This window comes from Rhodococcus sp. Chr-9, assembly GCF_000801125.1.
GTDB classification, from domain to species: Bacteria; Actinomycetota; Actinomycetes; order Mycobacteriales; family Mycobacteriaceae; genus Rhodococcus; species Rhodococcus pyridinivorans.
Genome location: NZ_JTIZ01000089.1, coordinates 163903 through 182177, shown reverse-complemented (window position 1 = coordinate 182177; position 18275 = coordinate 163903). Strand labels below are relative to the sequence as shown.

Annotated in this window: 21 protein-coding genes; 13 read left to right on the top strand and 8 right to left on the bottom strand. The window is 67.9% G+C overall.

Translation table 11 applies throughout. The annotated features are described in order from the left end of the window. Positions 1–89: 89 nt before the first annotated feature. Positions 90–1616, bottom strand: a complete 1527-nt coding sequence (locus tag QR64_RS12875) for an FAD-dependent oxidoreductase (protein ID WP_006553567.1) — start codon at positions 1614–1616, stop codon at positions 90–92. Between the two features lie 256 nt (positions 1617–1872). Between QR64_RS12875 and QR64_RS12870 the strand changes: the two genes are divergently transcribed. Then, positions 1873–2859, top strand: a complete 987-nt coding sequence (locus QR64_RS12870) for an alpha/beta hydrolase (protein WP_230826393.1) — start codon at positions 1873–1875, stop codon at positions 2857–2859. Between the two features lie 120 nt (positions 2860–2979). Here the strand turns inward: QR64_RS12870 and surE are convergent, their stop codons facing one another. Together surE and QR64_RS12860 are read right to left on the bottom strand one after the other, a co-directional pair. Beyond that, positions 2980–3771 carry a 5'/3'-nucleotidase SurE gene (gene surE / locus QR64_RS12865; RefSeq protein ID WP_006553565.1) on the bottom strand — a complete coding sequence of 264 codons (792 nt, stop codon included), beginning with the start codon at positions 3769–3771 and terminating at the stop codon, positions 2980–2982. Continuing rightward, positions 3768–4727 (bottom strand): 1-phosphofructokinase family hexose kinase, encoded by a 960-nt coding sequence (locus QR64_RS12860; protein WP_006553564.1) that lies wholly within the window; start codon positions 4725–4727, stop codon positions 3768–3770. The genes surE and QR64_RS12860 overlap by 4 nt, the downstream gene beginning before the upstream one ends. 115 nt (positions 4728–4842) lie before the next feature. Here QR64_RS12860 and QR64_RS12855 point away from each other — a divergent pair, with 115 nt between their 5' ends. From QR64_RS12855 to QR64_RS12840, 4 genes are all read left to right on the top strand, one after another. Continuing rightward, positions 4843–5286: an SRPBCC family protein gene (locus QR64_RS12855; protein ID WP_006553563.1), complete on the top strand. Its 444-nt coding sequence runs from the start codon at positions 4843–4845 to the stop codon at positions 5284–5286. Further along, the gene (locus QR64_RS12850) at positions 5283–6875 is read left to right on the top strand and encodes a phytoene desaturase family protein (RefSeq protein ID WP_019291158.1); all 1593 of its coding nucleotides are present in this window, start codon (positions 5283–5285) and stop codon (positions 6873–6875) included. Before QR64_RS12855 ends, QR64_RS12850 begins: the two co-directional genes overlap by 4 nt. A 199-nt stretch (positions 6876–7074) precedes the next feature. Further along, entirely contained in the window at positions 7075–7701 is a 627-nt protein-coding gene (locus tag QR64_RS12845) for a HemK2/MTQ2 family protein methyltransferase (protein WP_006553561.1), read from the top strand. A gap of 4 nt (positions 7702–7705) precedes the next feature. Then, positions 7706–7960, top strand: coding sequence for a CDGSH iron-sulfur domain-containing protein (locus QR64_RS12840; RefSeq protein ID WP_052227291.1), 255 nt, complete (start codon positions 7706–7708; stop codon positions 7958–7960). Positions 7961–8171: 211 nt separating this feature from the next. Here the strand turns inward: QR64_RS12840 and QR64_RS27035 are convergent, their stop codons facing one another. Beyond that, on the bottom strand, positions 8172–8327 hold the full coding sequence (locus QR64_RS27035) for a DUF6131 family protein (protein WP_006552398.1): 156 nt from the start codon (positions 8325–8327) through the stop codon (positions 8172–8174). A gap of 218 nt (positions 8328–8545) precedes the next feature. Between QR64_RS27035 and QR64_RS12835 the strand changes: the two genes are divergently transcribed. The 3 genes from QR64_RS12835 to QR64_RS12825 all read left to right on the top strand — a co-directional run bounded on the left by QR64_RS12835 (position 8546) and on the right by QR64_RS12825 (position 10621). Continuing rightward, complete coding sequence (locus tag QR64_RS12835) at positions 8546–9091, top strand: Dps family protein (RefSeq protein ID WP_006552397.1); 546 nt, start codon at positions 8546–8548, stop codon at positions 9089–9091. Between the two features lie 25 nt (positions 9092–9116). After that, positions 9117–10223, top strand: a complete 1107-nt coding sequence (locus QR64_RS12830; protein WP_039585428.1) for an NAD-dependent epimerase/dehydratase family protein — start codon at positions 9117–9119, stop codon at positions 10221–10223. A gap of 125 nt (positions 10224–10348) precedes the next feature. Then, positions 10349–10621 carry a hypothetical protein gene (locus QR64_RS12825; protein WP_039585424.1) on the top strand — a complete coding sequence of 91 codons (273 nt, stop codon included), beginning with the start codon at positions 10349–10351 and terminating at the stop codon, positions 10619–10621. Positions 10622–10699: 78 nt separating this feature from the next. Here QR64_RS12825 and QR64_RS12820 read toward each other — a convergent pair whose 3' ends face one another. Continuing rightward, positions 10700–11719: an iron-containing redox enzyme family protein gene (locus tag QR64_RS12820; protein ID WP_084222328.1), complete on the bottom strand. Its 1020-nt coding sequence runs from the start codon at positions 11717–11719 to the stop codon at positions 10700–10702. A gap of 151 nt (positions 11720–11870) precedes the next feature. Between QR64_RS12820 and QR64_RS12815 the strand changes: the two genes are divergently transcribed. The 4 genes from QR64_RS12815 to QR64_RS12800 all read left to right on the top strand — a co-directional run bounded on the left by QR64_RS12815 (position 11871) and on the right by QR64_RS12800 (position 14672). Continuing rightward, a complete protein-coding gene (locus QR64_RS12815) occupies positions 11871–12728 on the top strand; it encodes an SDR family oxidoreductase (protein WP_039585422.1) in 858 nt (285 codons plus the stop codon). A gap of 67 nt (positions 12729–12795) precedes the next feature. After that, entirely contained in the window at positions 12796–13827 is a 1032-nt protein-coding gene (locus QR64_RS12810; RefSeq protein ID WP_039585420.1) for a helix-turn-helix transcriptional regulator, read from the top strand. Further along, positions 13824–14387, top strand: a complete 564-nt coding sequence (locus QR64_RS12805) for a dihydrofolate reductase family protein (protein ID WP_024101753.1) — start codon at positions 13824–13826, stop codon at positions 14385–14387. Before QR64_RS12810 ends, QR64_RS12805 begins: the two co-directional genes overlap by 4 nt. A gap of 63 nt (positions 14388–14450) precedes the next feature. Beyond that, positions 14451–14672: a hypothetical protein gene (locus QR64_RS12800; RefSeq protein WP_006552390.1), complete on the top strand. Its 222-nt coding sequence runs from the start codon at positions 14451–14453 to the stop codon at positions 14670–14672. A 77-nt stretch (positions 14673–14749) separates the two neighbouring features. On the opposite strand, the gene QR64_RS12795 is transcribed toward QR64_RS12800, so the two are convergent. From QR64_RS12795 to QR64_RS12785, 3 genes are all read right to left on the bottom strand, one after another. Further along, positions 14750–15607: a polyphosphate kinase 2 family protein gene (locus QR64_RS12795; protein ID WP_019291166.1), complete on the bottom strand. Its 858-nt coding sequence runs from the start codon at positions 15605–15607 to the stop codon at positions 14750–14752. A 109-nt stretch (positions 15608–15716) separates the two neighbouring features. Further along, entirely contained in the window at positions 15717–16070 is a 354-nt protein-coding gene (locus tag QR64_RS12790) for a DUF4873 domain-containing protein (RefSeq protein WP_019291167.1), read from the bottom strand. A 44-nt stretch (positions 16071–16114) separates the two neighbouring features. Next, positions 16115–16858, bottom strand: a complete 744-nt coding sequence (locus QR64_RS12785; protein WP_039585416.1) for a TetR/AcrR family transcriptional regulator — start codon at positions 16856–16858, stop codon at positions 16115–16117. A 156-nt stretch (positions 16859–17014) separates the two neighbouring features. Here QR64_RS12785 and QR64_RS12780 point away from each other — a divergent pair, with 156 nt between their 5' ends. Then, the gene (locus tag QR64_RS12780) at positions 17015–18226 is read left to right on the top strand and encodes a DUF445 domain-containing protein (RefSeq protein ID WP_259443923.1); all 1212 of its coding nucleotides are present in this window, start codon (positions 17015–17017) and stop codon (positions 18224–18226) included. The last annotated feature ends 49 nt before the right edge of the window (positions 18227–18275 follow it).

The window sequence follows — 18275 nt, the reverse complement described above, 5'->3', positions numbered from 1 at the left end:
GTTCGTGTGTCCTTTCTCGGCTGCTGTCGGAATTACCCGGCTCGGATGGTGTGAAACGCGGGCTCTCACGCCTTTTTCCACCCTCGGCGTCACCTGGGGGAAAGGTTGCCGGTCGCGGGCCCCTCCAGCAGAGTGCCGTCGGCAGTGAATCGGGAGCCGTGCAGCGGGCAGTCCCACGACGACTCCGCGTCGTTCCACCGCAGGATTCCGCCGAGGTGCGGGCAGACCGCGCTCACGCGGTGCGTCCGGCCGTCGACCGTGGACACGCCGACGGGACGTCCGCAACTGCGTACCACCCGTCCCTGTCCTTCTTCCGGCTTTGATCCGGAGGACGTCGCGGCCTGCAACCAGCCCTTGGCCATGTGCAATGCGACGGTGGCATTGAGTTTGGCTGCGGTGGGAATGCCGGTCACCAGTTCGGTGCGCCATGCCGCCATGGCGGGCGCCCACGCCTCGACCTCGGGATCCGGCGACTCCGAGAACCGGGACGCGATGATGTGCGCCGCCGCGACCCCGCCGGTCATGCCCCACTTGCCGAAGCCGGTCGCCACCCAGATCCGGTCGGCACCGGGCAGGACGGGCCCGACCTCGGGGAGGCTGTCCATGTTCGTGTAGTCCTGCGCCGACCACCGGTACAGTTCGTGGGCGCCGGGGAAGGTCCGTTGGCTCCATCGCAGCAGGTCGTCGTATGCGGAGCGGGTCGAATCGTGCCGGCCGACGACGTGTCCGTTGCCGCCGACGAGCAGTAGTCGATCCGCCGACGAGGACGTTCCCGCCGCAGAGGCGGTGCGGAGCGACCGGGTGGGACTGTCCGCGGACAAGAACATCCCTTCCGGCGGGCCACCGGGCACTTCGACGGCGATGGAGTACGAGCGGTCGGGTTCCATCCTGGCGAAGAATGCACCGCGGTCCAGGATGGGGATGCCGGTTGCAAGTACGACGCGATCTGCACGGATGTTGCCGTCGTCGGTGCGGACGATGCATCCTGCGTCCTCGGTGTCCACGGTCTTCACGCGCCGCCCGACGAACACTTCGGCGCCGCACGCACGCGCCCGGTCGACCGCCGTGAACAGAATGGGCATGGGATCGACCTGCACCTGGTCGGGAATCGTGACCGCCGCGGCCACGCCGAAGGGCAGCGGGATCTCCCCGACCCTCTCGGCCGGTAACCCGGCGGCACGGCAGTGGTGGTATTCCGCGTCGATCATACTCACGTTCGACGGATCCTGCGCGTAGGTATAGGCGTCCGCACGGTCGAAGTCGAGTCCGTGCCGCGTGCAGAAATCGACCACCCATCGTTGTGCCGCGAGGGTGCCGTCGACATATCCCTGACGGATCGCACCGGAATGTCTGCGGCCGATCTGCGACAGGCGTGTGCCCTGCAGGACGCTGACCTTGCCGGTGGTGTTCCCGGTGGTCACCGCCCCGATGTCCCGGGCTTCGAGCACCGCAACGCGCAGTCCCCTCTCAGCGAGGAGCAGCGCCGTCACGGTGCCCGTGATCCCGGCGCCGACGACCACGATGTCGTAGCGCTCCCGGCGGGCCGTCCAGTCGTCGTACGTCGCGATGTGCGGGGCGCGATCCCGCCAGAGGGACACCGTGGTCTCGGTAGGCATATGCGCTGGTTACCTCCCCGACCGGACCGGTAAACGGGGCGCTGCGGGAGCCTCTTGCATCGTTGTTTCCGGTTCGTGATCCGAACCGGGTGTTTCGATGCCGGACAGGTGTGGGTAAACCGCAGTACCACGTCGCGTAAGGCGAAATAAATCAACCGGTTTCGTGGGTGTCCCACGGGAGGTTCCAGTGCTGTCTTCTGAGATCGACGATTTCGGTGGAGGTGAGGGCGTCAGCCGCACCCACCGAGGTGGAAGCGTGCGCTCCCGAGTCGTTCGGGGCGCGGTACGCGCACTCGCGAAGCCGGTCGTCGGGGCATGGATGGCCCGGCCCGACCTCGCGTGGCCACTGTCGGTCGTCGACGGCGCTGCGTCCCTCCTCCCCAAGCCCTCCGGAGCCCAGTACGTGGACGTCGACCTGGGCGCGTGCAGTGCAGAGTGGATCCGCGCGGAAGGACGATCGACCAAGCGCGCGGTGCTGTACCTGCACGGTGGCGCGTTCCTGATGTGCGGATTGAACACTCATCGTTCGCTGGCCGTGAGCCTGTCGGATCGCGCCGACGGCGCGGTGCTCAGCGTCGACTACCGCATGCTGCCGAACGCTCCCATCGCACACGCGGTGGACGACGCGGTACGCGGTTACGAGTGGTTGTGCGAGAAAGGTTATCGGGGAGAGGACATCGTCGTCGCAGGCGACTCCGCCGGGGGATACCTGTCGTTCATGACGGCCCTGGCCATCGCGGAATCCGATCTGCCCCGCCCCGCGGGAATCGTCGCGCTGTCGCCCCTCGTCGACCTCGATTCCGATCGTCGCGCCGAACATGACATGCAGGCGGCCTGCCCCATGTTCCCCGGATCGGCCGTGCAGTCGCTCGTACGCTACATCGAGGGCACCCATACCCGTCTGACCGTCGACGGGGAGCCCGGACCGCTGATGTGCCCGCTCGACAACGACCTCAGTGTGCTGCCCCCGGTGATGATCCACGCCGGTCACGACGAATTGCTGCGCAGCGACGCAGAATCCATGGCGCGGGCCGTGCGGGAGGCAGGGGTCAGCTGCGACCTGCACCTGTGGCGACACCAGGTGCACGCCTTCCCGATCTTCGCCGACAGCGTTCCCGAGAGCCGGCGTGCGCTCGCCGAGGCCGGCCGGTTCGTGCAGTCCGTGACGGACACGACCGGTCGTGCGCAACGGTCCGTCGTCACGCCGATCTCTCGCTACGTCTCCGATTCCGCAGTCGCCTGAGCACTGCAGTGCTCTGAGAACTGTAGTGCTCTGAGAACTGCAGCGGCCCGAATCAATTGGAGTCGGGACCGCTCGGTCGCGGCACTCGTGACCGAGCGGTCCCGGAACCTTCTACAGCACCTACTGCTGCGAACTACCCGAGTGGGCGAATTCCAAGGTTCCGAGATCGGCTTCCGCCACCTCGAAAGGCATCGTCAGCACGGTCGCGGTCGCCCACCCCCGGCACACGAGAACGGCGTCGCTGTCGTGGGATTCGTCGAGTTCGACCGCCCGGAAGGTGACCGGCAAGGCGCGGGAGATGTCGCCGTCGTCCTCGACCTCCCCGATCTCGGCCTGGACGGCACCGAATCCTGCCAGAGGAGCACTTCGCAGTCCGCGTAACTCGTGGACGGGCATGTCGGGGATGTTGACGTTGAGAACCGTGCCCGGACGGCTGTGTTCGACGGCCCACTCGAGAGCGCGACGGGTCACCAACTCGGCGGTCTCCCACTGCGACGGAGCTGTCCCGTTGAGGGACAATGCGACCGCGCGGGCACCGTGGGTGGCCGCGGTCAGGGCTGCACCCACCGTGCCCGAATGCAGGATCGCGTGACCGGTGTTGGGGCCCAGGTTGATTCCGGATAACACGATGTCCGGTGCCGTCCCGAACGCGCCGTACGAGGCGAGGAAGGTGATCAACGCCGGAGATGCTTCCACCGCATAGGATTCCACCTCGGGCAGGTCGTCGAGCGGGCGACGGCTGAGCAGGAGTTTTCCTTCGTCCTGGAGAGCGGTCAAGGATGCACTGGCGCCGCTGCGCTCGACATGGGGCGCCGCGACCTGCACGTCGAATCCCGCCTCGACCGCGAGGCGGGCGAGCAGGGCGAGACCGGGACTGTCGATGCCGTCGTCGTTGACGATCAGTGCTTTCATGAACGCTTCCCCTTCACCTTCCGGACCTCCACCTTCTCGGCCATCTTCTCCACAGCGCCACGATGCCCCGTCGCCAGACCGCGGCGCGTGACGTTGACCGCACCTGCTGCGGCGCCGAGACGCAGCGCGTCCTCGAACTTCGCGCCGGCGGCGTAGGCCGACGCGATGCCGGCGGTCATCGAATCTCCGGCACCGTGGTGGTCCACGGTCTGCACCGAGGGTGCCTCCACCTCCCAGATGGTTCCGTTGTCCAGTGCGATCGCCGGATCGCCGGCGCGGGAGATCACCACCGAGGCGGCACCTTCGTCGTGGAGACGGTGCAAGGCCTCGATGAGATCGTCGAGATCCTCGGACTTCGCGCGACCGTCCTCGATGAGATCCTCGTGGCTCACCTTCAGCACGGTCACCCCGCCTTCGAGGGCCGCACCGAGGGTGGGGCCGGACAGATCGGCGACGACCGGGATGCCGAGGGCTCCCAGATCGGCGCACAGGCGCGTGTACACCTCGCTCGGTACGGCGTCGTCGTTGTGCGGTCCGCCCAGCATCGCGACCTTCGCGCACATCGCGGACGCCAGCGACGCGCTGAACAGATCGTCGGTCTCGTGACGGGTGAGTGCCGGCGGGTCGATCTCCACGATCTCCTTCCGTTCGCCCTCGCGCCGGTCGTGGATGTAGGAACCGTTGGGTGATGCGGTCTCCACGGCATGCACCGTCACGCCTTCGCGGTTGATCATGTCGACGAGGATCGTGCCGGACTCGCCGCCGAACGGTCCGCACAGGTGCACGTCCATTCCCAGGGTCGCCGCCATGCGGCCGATCCAGAATCCCTGCCCGCCGGGATGGACGTGCAGTTCGGTGCTTCCGTCGGGTGCCTTTTCGAGGGTTACCGTGAGGAGCGGGGACGGCGCGAAGACGAAGGCGTACGGGTTGGAGGAGGGGATGTTCTCGGCTTCCATGCCCGCCCGGATACCCCTTCCGAACAGCGATGACACCCGGCGTCGTGTGACACCTGCGGAAGCGGGGTATGCGTCTGCCGCAAGCGAGCTGTCGTCCAGAGGATGAGGAGCGGGCATGGCCAGGATCGCGACGATCGAGACTTCGGTGGCACCGGCGCGTGTATGGGAGATCCTCGCCGACGGCTGGCGGTACGCGGCATGGGTGGTGGGTGCGTCGCGCATCCGGGCCGTCGACCCCGCCTGGCCGCAACGGGACACCCGGATCCATCATTCGGTGGGTCTGTGGCCTCTCCTGCTCGACGACCACACCGAGGTCAGCGAGGTGGTGCCCGAACGGCAACTGGTGCTGCGCGCACGTGCCTGGCTGTTCGGCAAGGCCGAGATCGCGATCTCGCTCGAACCCACCCACGACGGCGGCACCCGCATCACGATGGCCGAACACGTCGTCGAAGGACCGTACGCCCTCGTCCCCGATCGCGTACAGGAGGAAATGGTGTTGCCACGGAACCAGGAATGCCTGAGACGGCTGGTGCTGCTCGCCGAAGGCGCCACCGAATGAGCGACGCGACGGTCGATGCGGTTGTCATCGGCGCCGGACCCAACGGTCTGACCGCCGCCGCGGTGCTCGCCGACGCCGGATGGGACGTCCTCGTACTGGAGGAACAACCCGAACCCGGTGGAGCGGTGCGCAGCGCAGAACTTCACCCGGGATACTGCGCCGATCTGTTCAGCGCGTTCTATCCGCTCGGTGTGGCCTCACCGGCCTTCCAAGCCCTCGATCTCGCGTCGCACGGCCTCCGCTGGGCGCGTTCCCCGAAGGCCTTCGGTCACCCGCTGGGCCCCGACGACGAGGACGCGATCGTCGTCTCTCCGGATCCGACCGACACGGCGGCCGACCTCGAGCGTCGCTACGTCGGTGACGGGGAAGCGTGGCTGGCGCTGTTCGACCAGTGGAAGCAGGTACGCGGCGCGCTTCTCGAACTGCTCCTCGGTCCGTTCCCGCCGGTCCGGGGTTCCGTGGACCTGCTGCGCACCATGAAGACGGGAGATCTGCTGCGCTACGCGCGCATGCTCGCGCTGCCCGTCACCCGGATGTCGTCCGAGTTGTTCGGCGGTTCGGCGGCGCGGCTGCTGCTCCTGGGCAATGCCATGCATGCCGACACACCGCCCGAGGCGCCCGGCAGCGGCGTGATGGGTTACATGCTCACGATGCTCGCGCAGGACGTCGGATTCCCCGCGCCGGTCGGCGGCGCGGGAGCGCTCACCGACGCGCTGGTCCGGCGCGGCGCCGCAGCGGGTGCCCAGCTGCGGTGCGACTCGCCGGTCGTCGGCGTGGAGGTGCAGGGCGGGAAGGTCTCCGCAGTCCGGATCGCCGGTGGCGAGCGGGTGAAGGTGCGACATGCCGTCCTCGCCGATACCTCGGCCCCGGCCCTGTACACGCGGCTCCTCCCGGCCGACGCCGTCGGGTCACGGGTACTCGACGACCTGCGCAAGTTCGAATGGGACACCCCGGTCGTGAAGGTGAACTACGCGCTCGACGGCCGCGTGCCGTGGCGTTCGCCCTCGTTGAGCGGGGCCGGCACGGTGCACGTCGGTGCCGATACGGACGCGATGATCCGGTGGTCGGCCGATCTGTCCACCGGGGTCGTCCCCGAGTCGCCCTTCCTCCTCTTCGGGCAGATGACCACCACCGACACGACGCGGTCGCCCGAGGGAACCGAAAGCTGCTGGGCCTACACACATCTGCCGCGGGGCATCACCGACGACGCGTCCGCCGACCACCTCGCCGAACGCGTCGACGCGCAACTCGAGGCCTACGCACCGGGTTTCGGTGCACGCGTGGTCGGCCGGCACGTCCAGCGACCCGGCGACCTCGAAGCGGCCGACGCAAATCTCGTCGGCGGCGCCGTCAACGGTGGAACCGCGCAGGTCCACCAGCAGTTGTTCCTGCGGCCCACTCCCGGTTTCGGCGGACCGCGGACGCCGGTCGAAGGGGTGTATCTCGCCAGCTCGGGCGCGCATCCGGGCGGGGGAGTCCACGGCATGGGTGGCTGGAACGCCGCTCACGCCGCACTCGCGGACGGCAAACGCACCGCTCCGGTGACCCGACGCGTGCGAAATGCCGCTCGCCGGGTGCTGTTCTCGTGATTGCTGGGCCTCCCACGCGGAACGGTGGCGTGTTTCACACGGAAGTCGCGCGGGTATCCGCCCGCGAACGGACGGATCCGGGTTTTCGGCCCGGGGTGGTGGAGATGCCGTCGAACTCGAGATACCGAGGTGGTGTGACGTGACAGCTTCCCTGGTGCTGGACGGATCGGATTCGCCGCGGGTATGGCGTCTTCCGGGGGTGTACCGCCCCCAAGAGGATTCGTATCTGCTCGCAGGCGCGCTTGCGGACGCAGGCGGTACGAAGGGTGCGAAGGTGCTCGACTTCTGCACCGGGACAGGGTTTCTGGCGGTGAACGCCGCCATGCTCGGTGCTTCGTCGGTGACGGCCTTCGACATCGACCCGCGAGCCGTGTTCAGCGCCCGCGTCAACGCGTGGTCGCGCCGGCTGCCGATCCGTGCCCGGCAGGGAGGCCTGGACGAGGCGTTGCGCCACGGTCCGTTCGACATCGTCTTGTCGAATCCGCCGTACGTTCCGTGCGACGGGGAGAACCGCGACCCGCGCTGGGATGCCGGCGCCGACGGCCGCTGCGTGCTCGATCCGTTGTGCGACAGCCTGCCCACCCTGCTCACGCCCGGCGGATTCGCGCTGATCGTGCACTCCGAGTTCACCGGTGTGGAGGCAACACTGTCCCGGCTGCGCGAGGCGGACCTCAAGGCATCCGTCGTCGCCCGCAGCCGTATCCCCTTCGGACCGGTCCTTCGCAACCGCACGGACTATCTGTACTCGTCGCAGCTGGCGGAGCCCGGGGCACTGACCGAGGAGGTGGTCGTCGTCCGCGCCGACCGCCCCCGCACGAGGAGTTGAGAACGTGAGCAAGGCACCGAAGATCACGCGGCTCACCGCCGACGGAGAGTGCGAAGCACGGGTCGTGCGGCAGGTGAGGGGCGGTCCCACCCTCGTCGAGGGCCCGGTGCGGATCGTCGAGGACGACGGCGCCGAGACGGTCTCGGACCGTTTCGTGGTGGCCGTGTGCCGGTGTCACCGCAGCGCGCTGTACCCCCTCTGCGACACCAGCCATCGCGCACTCCGTACGCCGAAGGCGGCGGCGCGCACCGACACCTAGGCATCGAACCAACCTTCCGGTCCGGGCCGGTCCCTGCACAGGGGCCGGCCCGGACATCGTTCCGGGACCCCGGGCCGCCGGTCGGCCTGTCGTATCGGGGCGGGGTCGTAAGGGTCCGGAAACGACGAATCCCGGGTGCCGTGAGCACCCGGGATTCGCAGTTCTGCCTCGTGCCGAACGTCTCCTTCCGGCACGGACGATCGACAGGGGGTCAGTACCAGTGCGCGCGTCCGCCGATCGCCCGCCCCGTCGCGCCCAAGATCGCAAGGATCACGCCGATCACCAGAAGTATCACTCCGAGTGTGGTGAGGATCGAGATACCGGTGAAGAACCCCACCACCAACAGAATCAGACCCAGAATGATCATTGTCGCCACCTCAGATGTCATGACCGAAACCTGGAAGCCTCGGTGCCCCGCGATCGAATAACCGGGTTGGTCCGTTTCCAAACGTTTGTGACTCGCCTGATCCGGACAAATTCATTCGACGCAGGTCACGGGACGTCCGGTGCGCCCGGATGTTTGGATTCCACCGTGCCTCGGGTATTCGCCTTCCGACACACCCGAGAGCATTCCGGAGGAAGAATATGTCGAACTCGAGCTATACGGTTCCCGGTCTGAGCGATGCCGACGGCTCGCGCACCGCGAAGATTCTCCAGGAGCGCCTGAGTGCCTACAACGACCTGCACCTCACGCTGAAGCACATCCACTGGAACGTCGTCGGTCCGAACTTCATCGGCGTCCACGAGATGATCGACCCGCAGGTCGAGCTCGTGCGCGGATACGCGGACGAGGTCGCCGAGCGGATCGCCGCGCTCGGTGCGTCGCCCAAGGGCACGCCGGGCGCCATCGAGAAGAACCGCACGTGGGACGACTACTCGGTCGGCCGCGACACCGCGCAGGCGCACCTCGCTGCGCTGGACCTCGTCTACGACGGCATCATCACCGACAACCGCAAGGCGATCGACGAGGTCGGCAAGCTCGACCCGATCACCGAGGACGTCCTGATCGGCCAGACCGGCCAGCTGGAGAAGTTCCAGTGGTTCGTCCGCGCCCACCTCGAGAACGCTGCCGGTATTCTCCCGAACGCCGATGCGCAGACGGAGAAGGACGCAGCGGAATCGGCCCGCTGACCGGGACACCCGGACGATACCGACGATGCCGATGGCTCCCACACCCCGAACCGGTCTGCCACGACGCATCGTCGTCACCGGAGCGAGCGGAAATGTCGGCACGGCGCTCCTGCGCAGGCTGGCCGCTCACCCCGCACAACTCGATATCGTCGCGATCGCGCGCCGGATTCCCCCGGCGCGCGATCCGTATGCGGCGGCGAAGTGGTGCGCCGTGGACCTCGGGGCTCCCGACGCCGCCCGGGTCCTGACTCCGATCTTCGCGGAGGCCGACGCCGTTGTGCACCTGGCCTGGGGATTCCAGCCCTCGCACCGTCGCGACTATCTCCGGCGGGTGGCGGTGGACGGCACCCGCGCCGTCATGACGGCCGCCGCCGACGCCGGTGTCGCGCACGTGATCCACATGTCCTCCGCCGCCGTGTACTCCGAGGGCGCCTACCGTCGGGAGATCGACGAGTCGTGGGCCCGCGAAGGCGTGCCCACCTGTGTCTACAGCGTCGACAAGGTTGCGGCGGAGACATTCCTCGACGACTTCGAGTCCGGCACGAACGCGCCCGTCCTCACCCGTTTCCGCCCGGGATTCATCGGGCAGCTCGTCTCCGGCTCGGGCCTCGAACGCTACGTGCTGCCCGAGTTCGTGCCCGCCGGCATCACGAACCATCTGCCGTTGATCCCGATCGATCACAAGCTCACGATTCCCGCCGTGCACTCCGACGATGTGGCGGACGCGCTGGTCGCAGCGCTCGAGCGACGGGTGCCCGGTCCGTTCAACCTGGGTGCACCGACCCCGGTGGGAGCGCGGGACTTCGCCGCTCCGTTCGACTGCCCGACGATTCCGGTGCCGCGATGGGGTCTGTCGGCGCTCGCCGAAGCGACCTGGCGCCTACGGTTGCAACCGGTGCAGGGCGGATGGATCGACCTCGCCTACACCTGCCCGATGCTCGACTGCAGAAGGGCCCGCGAGGAACTCGGATGGTCGCCGAAGTACGACGGTCCCGAGGTGTGGTCCGAGACGGTGCGCGGCATGCGCAGCGCGACGGGCACCGACAGCCCCGTCCTCTCTCCGCGCAGCGCGCGCGAACGACTCGCCGCGCTCGTCGAACGTGGGCCCATCGGCCGGCGGATACCGCCGTAATACTCTCGGCCGTAACGCTCTCCTGCGCAGAACCATCCGCCGCCCTCCGTCGTCCCCTGCTGGCCGTGGAGGGCGGGTTCGTGGAGGGCTGGTTTCGTGGAGGGCCGGATGCGGTATCCACCACCATGACGAAACCATCGAATCGAACTCACGCTCCCACCGCTGCGTCCCGAGCTTCGGGCTGGGTCGGATACGCCTGCATCCTCGCGGGGATCGCTGTCGTCGCTCTCGTACTCTACGCGGCGGGCGACGGATTCGAGGGATGGGCGATCGTCGGAGCCATCGCTGCCGCCGTGCTCATCGTCGTCGGCGTGGTGATGTCCGCGCTCAACCTCCGTCGACGCCGCCTCCGCGGGTCCGGTGGCACCCCCACACACGAACCCGGCCTGATCGACTGAGCCGGGACCCCGGCACCGACGAGTGGAGCCCCGGGACGCACTGTCCCGGGGCTCCACTCGCTGACTCGTACCCGAGTGTCAGGCCGGTGCCTCCGCCGACGTGAGGAGCGAGCTGTGACCGGCGGTCCAGCTGCCCAGCAGATGGCTTCCGAGCCGGCCCTCGAGGAACTCGATGGCCTGCGCACCGAACGAGATGTCCTGCGCCCGAGACGGATCCTGTTCGATCATGTAACCCACCACGTCATGCCGCAGGACGAGTTCGTGGACGGCGTCGGCCTCGATGTGCTCGGAGTAGAAGAGGACGCACGCGTCGTCGGCGCCCAGACGCTCGAGAGCCTCGACCATGCGGCGGGCGCTGGGGGCGGTGGTGATCTCGGCCGCGGCGAACATCCCGACCAGCATCGGCGTATATGCGCGGTGCAGACCGCACAACGACATGAAGTTCACCGTTGCAAGGGTGACGGCGGGAACGACGTCGAGATAGCCCAGATAGTCGTCCTTCAGGCCGGCGGCGAGCAGCAGGTCGGCGAACAACCGCGAGTGCATGCGCTCGGCCCGACCTCCGCCGTACTCGTCGAACTCGACGGCGACCAGCGCGGCTTTGGCGCGACCGGACAGTCGCGGGATCGCGAGGGCGTGTGGGTCCGCTTCCTTGAGGTGGTAGATCGAGCGATGCACGAAGAACTCGCGCATCATCTCCCACGTGCCGTTCGCGGCGAGCTCGTGGGAGACACCCCACGAGTCGTCCGGCTCGCGGCACAGGTCCTCGAGGACACCCTGCGGATCGTCGGAAGCCGGGACGTCGGCGCGCAGCCGATCGAGGAAGATGCGCTCGAGACGCGCCCGGACCCCGAGCGGGCCCGGTGCCCATTCCCAGGCCGGATCGACGCCCGCGAACCCGCGGTAGTGGAGCTCGTAGAGAACGGCCAGGGCGAGTTGGACGTCCTCGCCGTAGGCATCCGCGCCGTCGGTCGCGACGTCCCACACGGCATCGTCCACCGGGCCACCGAGTCGCTCGACGATCTCGGCGGAGATGGGTCCGCGGGGCGTGGGAAGCGGAGCGTCGTGCACGTCGCACATCCGGGTCTCATGAGCCATACGCCGGGGTTACCCTCTCGGAGCAGTGCAGAAACGACCCGTCGGTCGGTGCAGAAATGACCCGTCGGTCGGTGCAGAAACGACCCGTCGGTCGGTGCGGACCGGGGAAACGGGCGTGAATATCGGTGCAGCCTGTGGGTATCCGGCGGCCATGAGCGAGGACCGCGAACGAGAACCACACACCATCGACTATCCCGGTGAGACCGACGAGATGGCCGAGCGCCCCGCCGACGAGATGCGCGGTTACGTCGGCCGCGGGTTGCTGTCCGGCCGCAAGGCCCTCGTCACGGGCGGCGACTCCGGCATCGGACGGGCGGTCGCCGTCGCCTTCGCGAAGGAGGGTGCCGACGTCGCGATCGCGTACCTCGAGGAACACCGCGACGCCGAACACACCGCCGACCTGGTGCGACGCGAGGGCCGCACATGCCACGTGATCGCGGGCGACCTCGGCGACGCGCAGCACTGCCGGGCGGTGGTGGCCGAGACGGTCGAGCAACTCGGTGGCCTCGACATCCTCGTCAACAATGCCGGCACCCAGCAGCCCGTCGACGATTTCGCCGAGTTGAGCGAGGAGCAGTGGCGCCACACCTTCGCCGTGAACATCGACAGCTTCTTCCACGTGACGAAGGCGGCCCTGCCGCATCTGACGCCGGGCGGTTCCGTCATCAACACCGCGTCGGTCAACGGTCTGCGCGGCAACAAGACGCTCATCGACTACTCGGCGACCAAGGGCGCGGTGATCGCCCTGACCTACTCGCTCGCGCAGGCACTGCAGGACAGGCAGATCCGCGTGAACTGCGTGGCGCCCGGACCGGTGTGGACACCGTTGATCCCGGCGACGATGGACGCGGAGAAGGTCTCCGAGTTCGGGCAACAGGCCCCTTTCGGCCGCGCCGCGCAGCCCGACGAGATCGCCCCGTCCTACGTCTTCTTCGCATCGGAGACGATGTCGTCGTACTACAGCGGTGAGGTACTCGCCCCGCTCCGCGGCGAGACCATGCCGGGCTGACCGGGTGAGCCGGTAGAGAGCAAGAACGGTCGGGCGGCGGCCGGGGTCTGCGCGCGACACTGAACGCATGACCTTCGGCCGTGACCGACTGCGGGAACTGCTCGACGCCGTTCTCGACGAGAACAACGCAACCCTCGAACGGATGGCGCAGCACGCCTACGCGTCGCAGTGGCACTTCAGCCGCACCTTCGCGGTGGGCACCGGCGAGTCGCCGGTGGCGTTGCGGCGCCGGGTGATGCTCGAGCGTGCCGCCTGGCAACTGCGTCACGGCAGTTCGGTCACCGATGCGGCGTTCGCCGCCGGCTACGACAGCGTCGAAGGGTTCGCCCGGGCCTTCGTCCGTGCCTACGGATATCCGCCCAGCGAGGCCGCCCGGGTGCTCGGCACCGGCCGTAGGGATCCCGGGGCGCCTGCGCCCGTCGACCCCGGGGCGCCCGCGCCCGTCGACCCCGGGGCGCCCGCACCCGTCGACCACTGGGCGCCCGCGCCCGTCGATCACTGGTTGCCCGCCCCCAACGGCGTACATTTCCATCCGCCCACCAATCTCTGGGTCGAGGAGGACGGAGGGCGGTCCACCGCGCCCGACTACCCGGCCGCCGAGGTCCTCGCGCAGATGGTGCAGCACGACCTCGCGGACACCCGCTATCTCCTCGCGCGCGCCACCGAGCTCGACGACGACGAGCGCGACCGGATCAGGTTCCCCGGACTGGTGGTCCTCGAATGGGACGGTCCGGAGGAATCCGTCTCACGTGTGCTCGGCAACCTGGTACGTGCCAAGGAGATGTGGTTGGCCGCGATGGCCGGCGCTGACCACCCCGAGGATTCTGACAACGGGATCGACTCTCTGACAGTGCGTTTCGAGGAAGTTGCTCCGCGCTGGGTGGAGACGATCCGCGACATCCATCGCCGCGGCGCCTGGGGCGACGTGCTCATCGACGCCCTGTGCGACCCTCCCGAGAGCTTCGTCCTCGGGGGAGTGGTCGCCCACGTCCTCACCTTCGCCGCACACCGCCGTCAACTCGCGCGGCACATGATGCGGGCGGTCGGGCTCGACGTCGATCACGGAGATCCACTCGACTGGAACAGGAGCAGCTCATGACCCGGATGATCTACTACACCGCAAGCACGCTGGACGGCTTCCTCGCCACCGAGGACCATTCGCTCGACTGGTTGCTCACCCGGGAGTCCGGTGACGGCGGGCCGTTCGACTACGAGAAGTTCATCGCCGGTATCGGCGCCATCGTCATGGGATCGTCCACCTACCGCTGGGTGCTCGACCATGCAGGCGAGGACAAGTGGGAGTACGACCTGCCCTGCTGGGTGTTCACGCATCGCGACGACCTGCCCGTCGCCCGGGCAGGCGACGAACCCGGCGACATCCGCTTCACGCAGAAGGACGTCCGTCAGGTCTACGACGAGATGGCCGAGGCCGCGAACGGCCGCGACCTGTGGATGGTGGGCGGCGGTGATCTCGCCGGACAGTTCGCCGAGCGCGGTCTGCTCGACGAGCTCGTCGTCTCCTTCGCGCCGGTGACCATCGGTTCCGGCCGTCCGTTGCTCCCGCTACACGTGGAGATGCGCCTCACCGAGCTCGGGCAGAGCGGCGAGTTCGCCGTCCTCCGCTACGAGGTGCTGAAGGAATCCACCGGTCGGTTGTGATGCGAGTCACGTGCAGGTACCGTCGGCATCGAGAGGGACACACCTCGTCCGAGGAGGCCGGTCGTGAAACTCAATCTGTTCGTAGCCTGGAGCGCCTATGCGCTCGCACTCGCCTCGATCCTGATGATCGCCCTGACGATCGTCGCCGCGGGGTACGGATTCTCGGGCTGGGCGCTCGTCGCGGCGCTCGGCGCTGTCGTCGCACTCGGCGCGGCATTCGGCATGATGGCCGGAACCGTGCGCCGAGACCACAGACGGCACTACGACACCCCGCATCTGTTCTGAGGGTGATACCTGACGCGAGTCGGTGAAAGCCGACTCGCATCACTCACACGACATCACGACTCTGCGAGTCTGTGACATCACGACTCTGCGAGTCGGCGCTTCTCCGTTTCGATGTCGAAAGTCGGCTCCGGCCAATCGAGGTCGAGACGTTCGAACGCGTCGATGAGCAGTTCCGTCACCGCGAGGCGGCTGTACCACTTGCGGTCGCACGGTACGACGTACCAGGGCGCCTCGTCGGTGCTGGTCCGATCCAGCACGTCCTGATAGGCCTGCTGGTACTGCGGCCACAGGGCGCGCTCCGAGACATCGCTCGGGTCGTACTTCCAGTGCTTGTCGCGGCGCTCGAGGCGCTCGGCGAGGCGCTTCTTCTGCTCGTCCAACGAGACGAACATCGCGACCTTCACGATGGTCGTGCCCTCCCGGACGACTTCGCTCTCGAACCGGTTGATCTCGTCGTAGCGTCCGCGCCAGACATTCTCCGGCACCAGTGATCTCACCCGCGCGACCAGCACATCCTCGTAGTGCGACCGGTCGAAGACGCCGAGCTGACCGTTGCGGGGGAGGGCCTTCGCGATCCGCCACAGGAAGTGGTGCCGTTTCTCCTCCTCCGTCGGCACCCCGAAGGCTTTATGGTCGACGCCCTGCGGGTCGATTTGGCCGACGACGTGACGCACCATGCCGCCCTTCCCGGCGGTGTCCATGCCCTGCAGGATCAGCAGCACCGAGCGGGTGCCGCCGGTCCGCCCCTCGGCGAACAGCATCTCCTGCAGATCGGAGAGGATGGCACCACGTTCGGCGAACAGACGTTCGCCGAGCGCCTTGTCGCCGTCGAATCCCGGGGTGCCGTTCGTGTCGATGTCGGCGACGCGGGTCTCGGGCGTCGCCCGGAGGGCTTCGACGATCGATGCGGGCCGGAAGACGTCGTCCTTCGTCATCCCGCCAGCGTGTCACACGCAGGCGTCATCGGGCGTGTGCCACACGCAGTGGTCATCGGGCGTGTGCCACACGCAGTGGTCATCGGGGGTGTGCCACACGCAGTCGTGATCAGGCGGGATCGACACCGTCGGTCTCGGTTGGCAGAGGGTAGGGCGGTCGCGAGATGCCGTCGACCATGTGGCTGCCCCACAGGTCGACCTCCGAGATGCGGGCGGTCGCGGTCTCGGGGGCGTCGGGCACCGTAATCGTCACGGTGGTGCCGGGGGCGGGCGAGGCGTCTGCTCCGAGGGTCTCGGCGAGCCTGCGGAGCCGGCCGCGCCACACGTGCCGGCCGAGCAGGGGGTCGAACCGTCCGGAGATCTCGACGTCGACGGCGACCGTGCGGTTGCCCACGGTGACCTCGGCGGGACCGCGGTAGCCGGGATCGTCCTCGTCGTGCAGGTCGTCGGCGTGGTCGCTCATGTCCGCACTATACATGCAACTTCGAGTAACAGTAAGGGTGTCGATCAGGGAGTGGTCGACGACTCCGGCAGGAGTGGATGCGGTTGCGACTTGAAGCGCACCGGAGATCCGGCGACTCCGGCGATGCCCTTCATGCCGCCCCAGATCATCATCGTCAGATAATCGATCAGGTCCTCGGCGGTCATCGACTTGTTCGAGATCCACCAGTGCGTCGCGAGCTGGATGCCGCCGACGATTCCGTACGCCCACGGCACGGCACCACCCGAATCCATCTCGAGCAGCCGCAGCCGTTCCCCGAGGACGGTAGCGACGAGCTCGGCGATCATCCGCTCCGAATCGGCCACCACGTCGCGCCCCGCCGACGCGCTGTTGCTCATCACGTACAGATAGACCTCGGGATCGTCGGCGACGGTCTCGACGTAGGCGGTGATCGCCTCCCGGGTGAGCTCGTACTCGTCGAGATCCTCCGCGACCGCCGCGTAGATCCGGGGAGCGAGGACCGTCTCGACGTACCGCAGCATCGTCGCGGTCGTCAGGTCGCTCTTGTCGGTGAAGTAGCGGTAGAGCACCGTCTTCGACACGCCGATCTCGGCGGCGATCTCGTCCATGCCGATCTCGTGGCCGCGGGAGCGGATCGCGTTGATGGTGCCGTCCACGAGCTCTTCCCGGCGGGCGATCTTGTGCTCGTGCCAGCGCCGTTTGCGGCCGTCCTGCTTCACGGGCGGGGCGGCCTCGCTCGAGGTCGTGGTCGAAGTCGTCTGCGGTCTGCTGGACACTGTGTGGCACATCCGTTCGGTTTCGATCGTCGGCTCAGTCTACGATCCGGCCCCCCGTCCTTCAGAACTCGAGGGCGATCCGTCCGCCGAGTGCCGACTTTCGGCACAATCGATCGGGTGCAGCTCCTGACGACCGACGACGAGATCAAACGCCGAGAACTCCGCCGTATGAAGGCGGTCGCGACCGGCTTCCTCGTCGCCGCCGCGATCATCTATCTCTTCTGCCGCTGGCAGGAAACCCGCGGCGCCGGCGCATGGGTGGGTTACGTGCGCGCGGCTTCCGAGGCCGGCATGGTCGGCGCGCTCGCCGACTGGTTCGCCGTGACCGCCCTGTTCCGGCACCCACTACGGATACCCATCCCGCACACGGCGATCATCAAGCGGAAGAAGGACCAGCTCGGCGCCAACCTGAGCTCGTTCGTCGGAAACAACTTCCTCGCACCCGAGGTGGTGTCGGCCAAGGTCGAGTCGGCGCAGATCCCGCTGCGGGTCGGTACCTGGCTCGCCGAACCCGAGAACGCCCAGCGTGTGGCCAAGGAGACGTCGACGGTCCTGCGCGGCGTGGTCGGAATCCTGCGCGAGGACGACATCCAGCAGATCATCGACCACACCATCGTCAAGCGGATCGCCGAACCGGAATGGGGACCGCCCATCGGGCGTGTCCTCACCGAACTCCTCGCCGAGAACCGCCACCTGCCGCTCGTCGACATGCTCGCCGAACGCGCGCACCAGTGGGCGCTCGGGAGCCAGGAGACCATCGACCGCGTGATCAGCCGCGACTCGCCGTCGTGGTCGCCGAAGTTCGTCGACCTGCTGCTCGGCGAGAAGATCCACCGCGAACTCGTGGAGTTCACGTGGAAGGTGCGGTCGAATCCCGACCACGAGGTGCGGCTCGCGGTCAACAAGTTCCTCGCCGACTACGCCCGCGACCTGCAAAGCGATCCCGTGACCATCGCCAAGGCGGAGAAGGTCAAGGCCGAGATCATGGGCCGCGACGAGATCACCGGGCTCGCCGCGGCGACCTGGCGGACGGCCAAGCGGATGATCCTCGACTCGGTGGACGACCCGAACAGCACCCTGCGCACGAAGATCGCGGAGAACGTCATGGCGTTCGGCATCCGGGTGCGTGAGGACGCCGAGCTGCGCACCAAGATCGACGGCTGGTTGCTCGACGCGGTGCGTTTCGTCGCGTCCAACTACGCCGACGAGATCACCTCCGTCATCCGCGAGACGGTCGAGCGCTGGGACGCCGAGGAGGCCAGCCGCAAGATCGAACTCGCCGTGGGTCGCGACCTGCAGTTCATTCGCATCAACGGCACGGTGGTCGGCTCACTCGCCGGGTTGACGATCTACACGGTCTCGGAGTTGCTGTTCGCGTGACGACGGTCACGTGCTAGCAAGGTGCTTGCTGTAGCTAGCACTTGTCCGT

Bases quoted from the DNA above. Each gene is read 5' to 3' on its own strand.
- QR64_RS12825 (WP_039585424.1), top strand. From the start codon at position 10,349: ATGACGAAACCATCGAATCGAACTCACGCTCCCACCGCTGCGTCCCGA.
- QR64_RS12850 (WP_019291158.1), top strand. From the start codon at position 5,283: ATGAGCGACGCGACGGTCGATGCGGTTGTCATCGGCGCCGGACCCAAC.
- QR64_RS12820 (WP_084222328.1), bottom strand. From the start codon at position 11,719: ATGGCTCATGAGACCCGGATGTGCGACGTGCACGACGCTCCGCTTCCC.
- QR64_RS12835 (WP_006552397.1), top strand. From the start codon at position 8,546: ATGTCGAACTCGAGCTATACGGTTCCCGGTCTGAGCGATGCCGACGGC.
- QR64_RS12795 (WP_019291166.1), bottom strand. From the start codon at position 15,607: ATGACGAAGGACGACGTCTTCCGGCCCGCATCGATCGTCGAAGCCCTC.
- QR64_RS27035 (WP_006552398.1), bottom strand. From the start codon at position 8,327: ATGATCATTCTGGGTCTGATTCTGTTGGTGGTGGGGTTCTTCACCGGT.
- QR64_RS12855 (WP_006553563.1), top strand. From the start codon at position 4,843: ATGGCCAGGATCGCGACGATCGAGACTTCGGTGGCACCGGCGCGTGTA.
- QR64_RS12815 (WP_039585422.1), top strand. From the start codon at position 11,871: ATGAGCGAGGACCGCGAACGAGAACCACACACCATCGACTATCCCGGT.
- QR64_RS12790 (WP_019291167.1), bottom strand. From the start codon at position 16,070: ATGAGCGACCACGCCGACGACCTGCACGACGAGGACGATCCCGGCTAC.
- QR64_RS12875 (WP_006553567.1), bottom strand. From the start codon at position 1,616: ATGCCTACCGAGACCACGGTGTCCCTCTGGCGGGATCGCGCCCCGCAC.
- QR64_RS12830 (WP_039585428.1), top strand. From the start codon at position 9,117: ATGCCGATGGCTCCCACACCCCGAACCGGTCTGCCACGACGCATCGTC.
- surE (WP_006553565.1), bottom strand. From the start codon at position 3,771: ATGAAAGCACTGATCGTCAACGACGACGGCATCGACAGTCCCGGTCTC.
- QR64_RS12810 (WP_039585420.1), top strand. From the start codon at position 12,796: ATGACCTTCGGCCGTGACCGACTGCGGGAACTGCTCGACGCCGTTCTC.
- QR64_RS12780 (WP_259443923.1), top strand. From the start codon at position 17,015: ATGAAGGCGGTCGCGACCGGCTTCCTCGTCGCCGCCGCGATCATCTAT.
- QR64_RS12785 (WP_039585416.1), bottom strand. From the start codon at position 16,858: ATGTGCCACACAGTGTCCAGCAGACCGCAGACGACTTCGACCACGACC.
- QR64_RS12805 (WP_024101753.1), top strand. From the start codon at position 13,824: ATGACCCGGATGATCTACTACACCGCAAGCACGCTGGACGGCTTCCTC.
- QR64_RS12860 (WP_006553564.1), bottom strand. From the start codon at position 4,727: ATGGAAGCCGAGAACATCCCCTCCTCCAACCCGTACGCCTTCGTCTTC.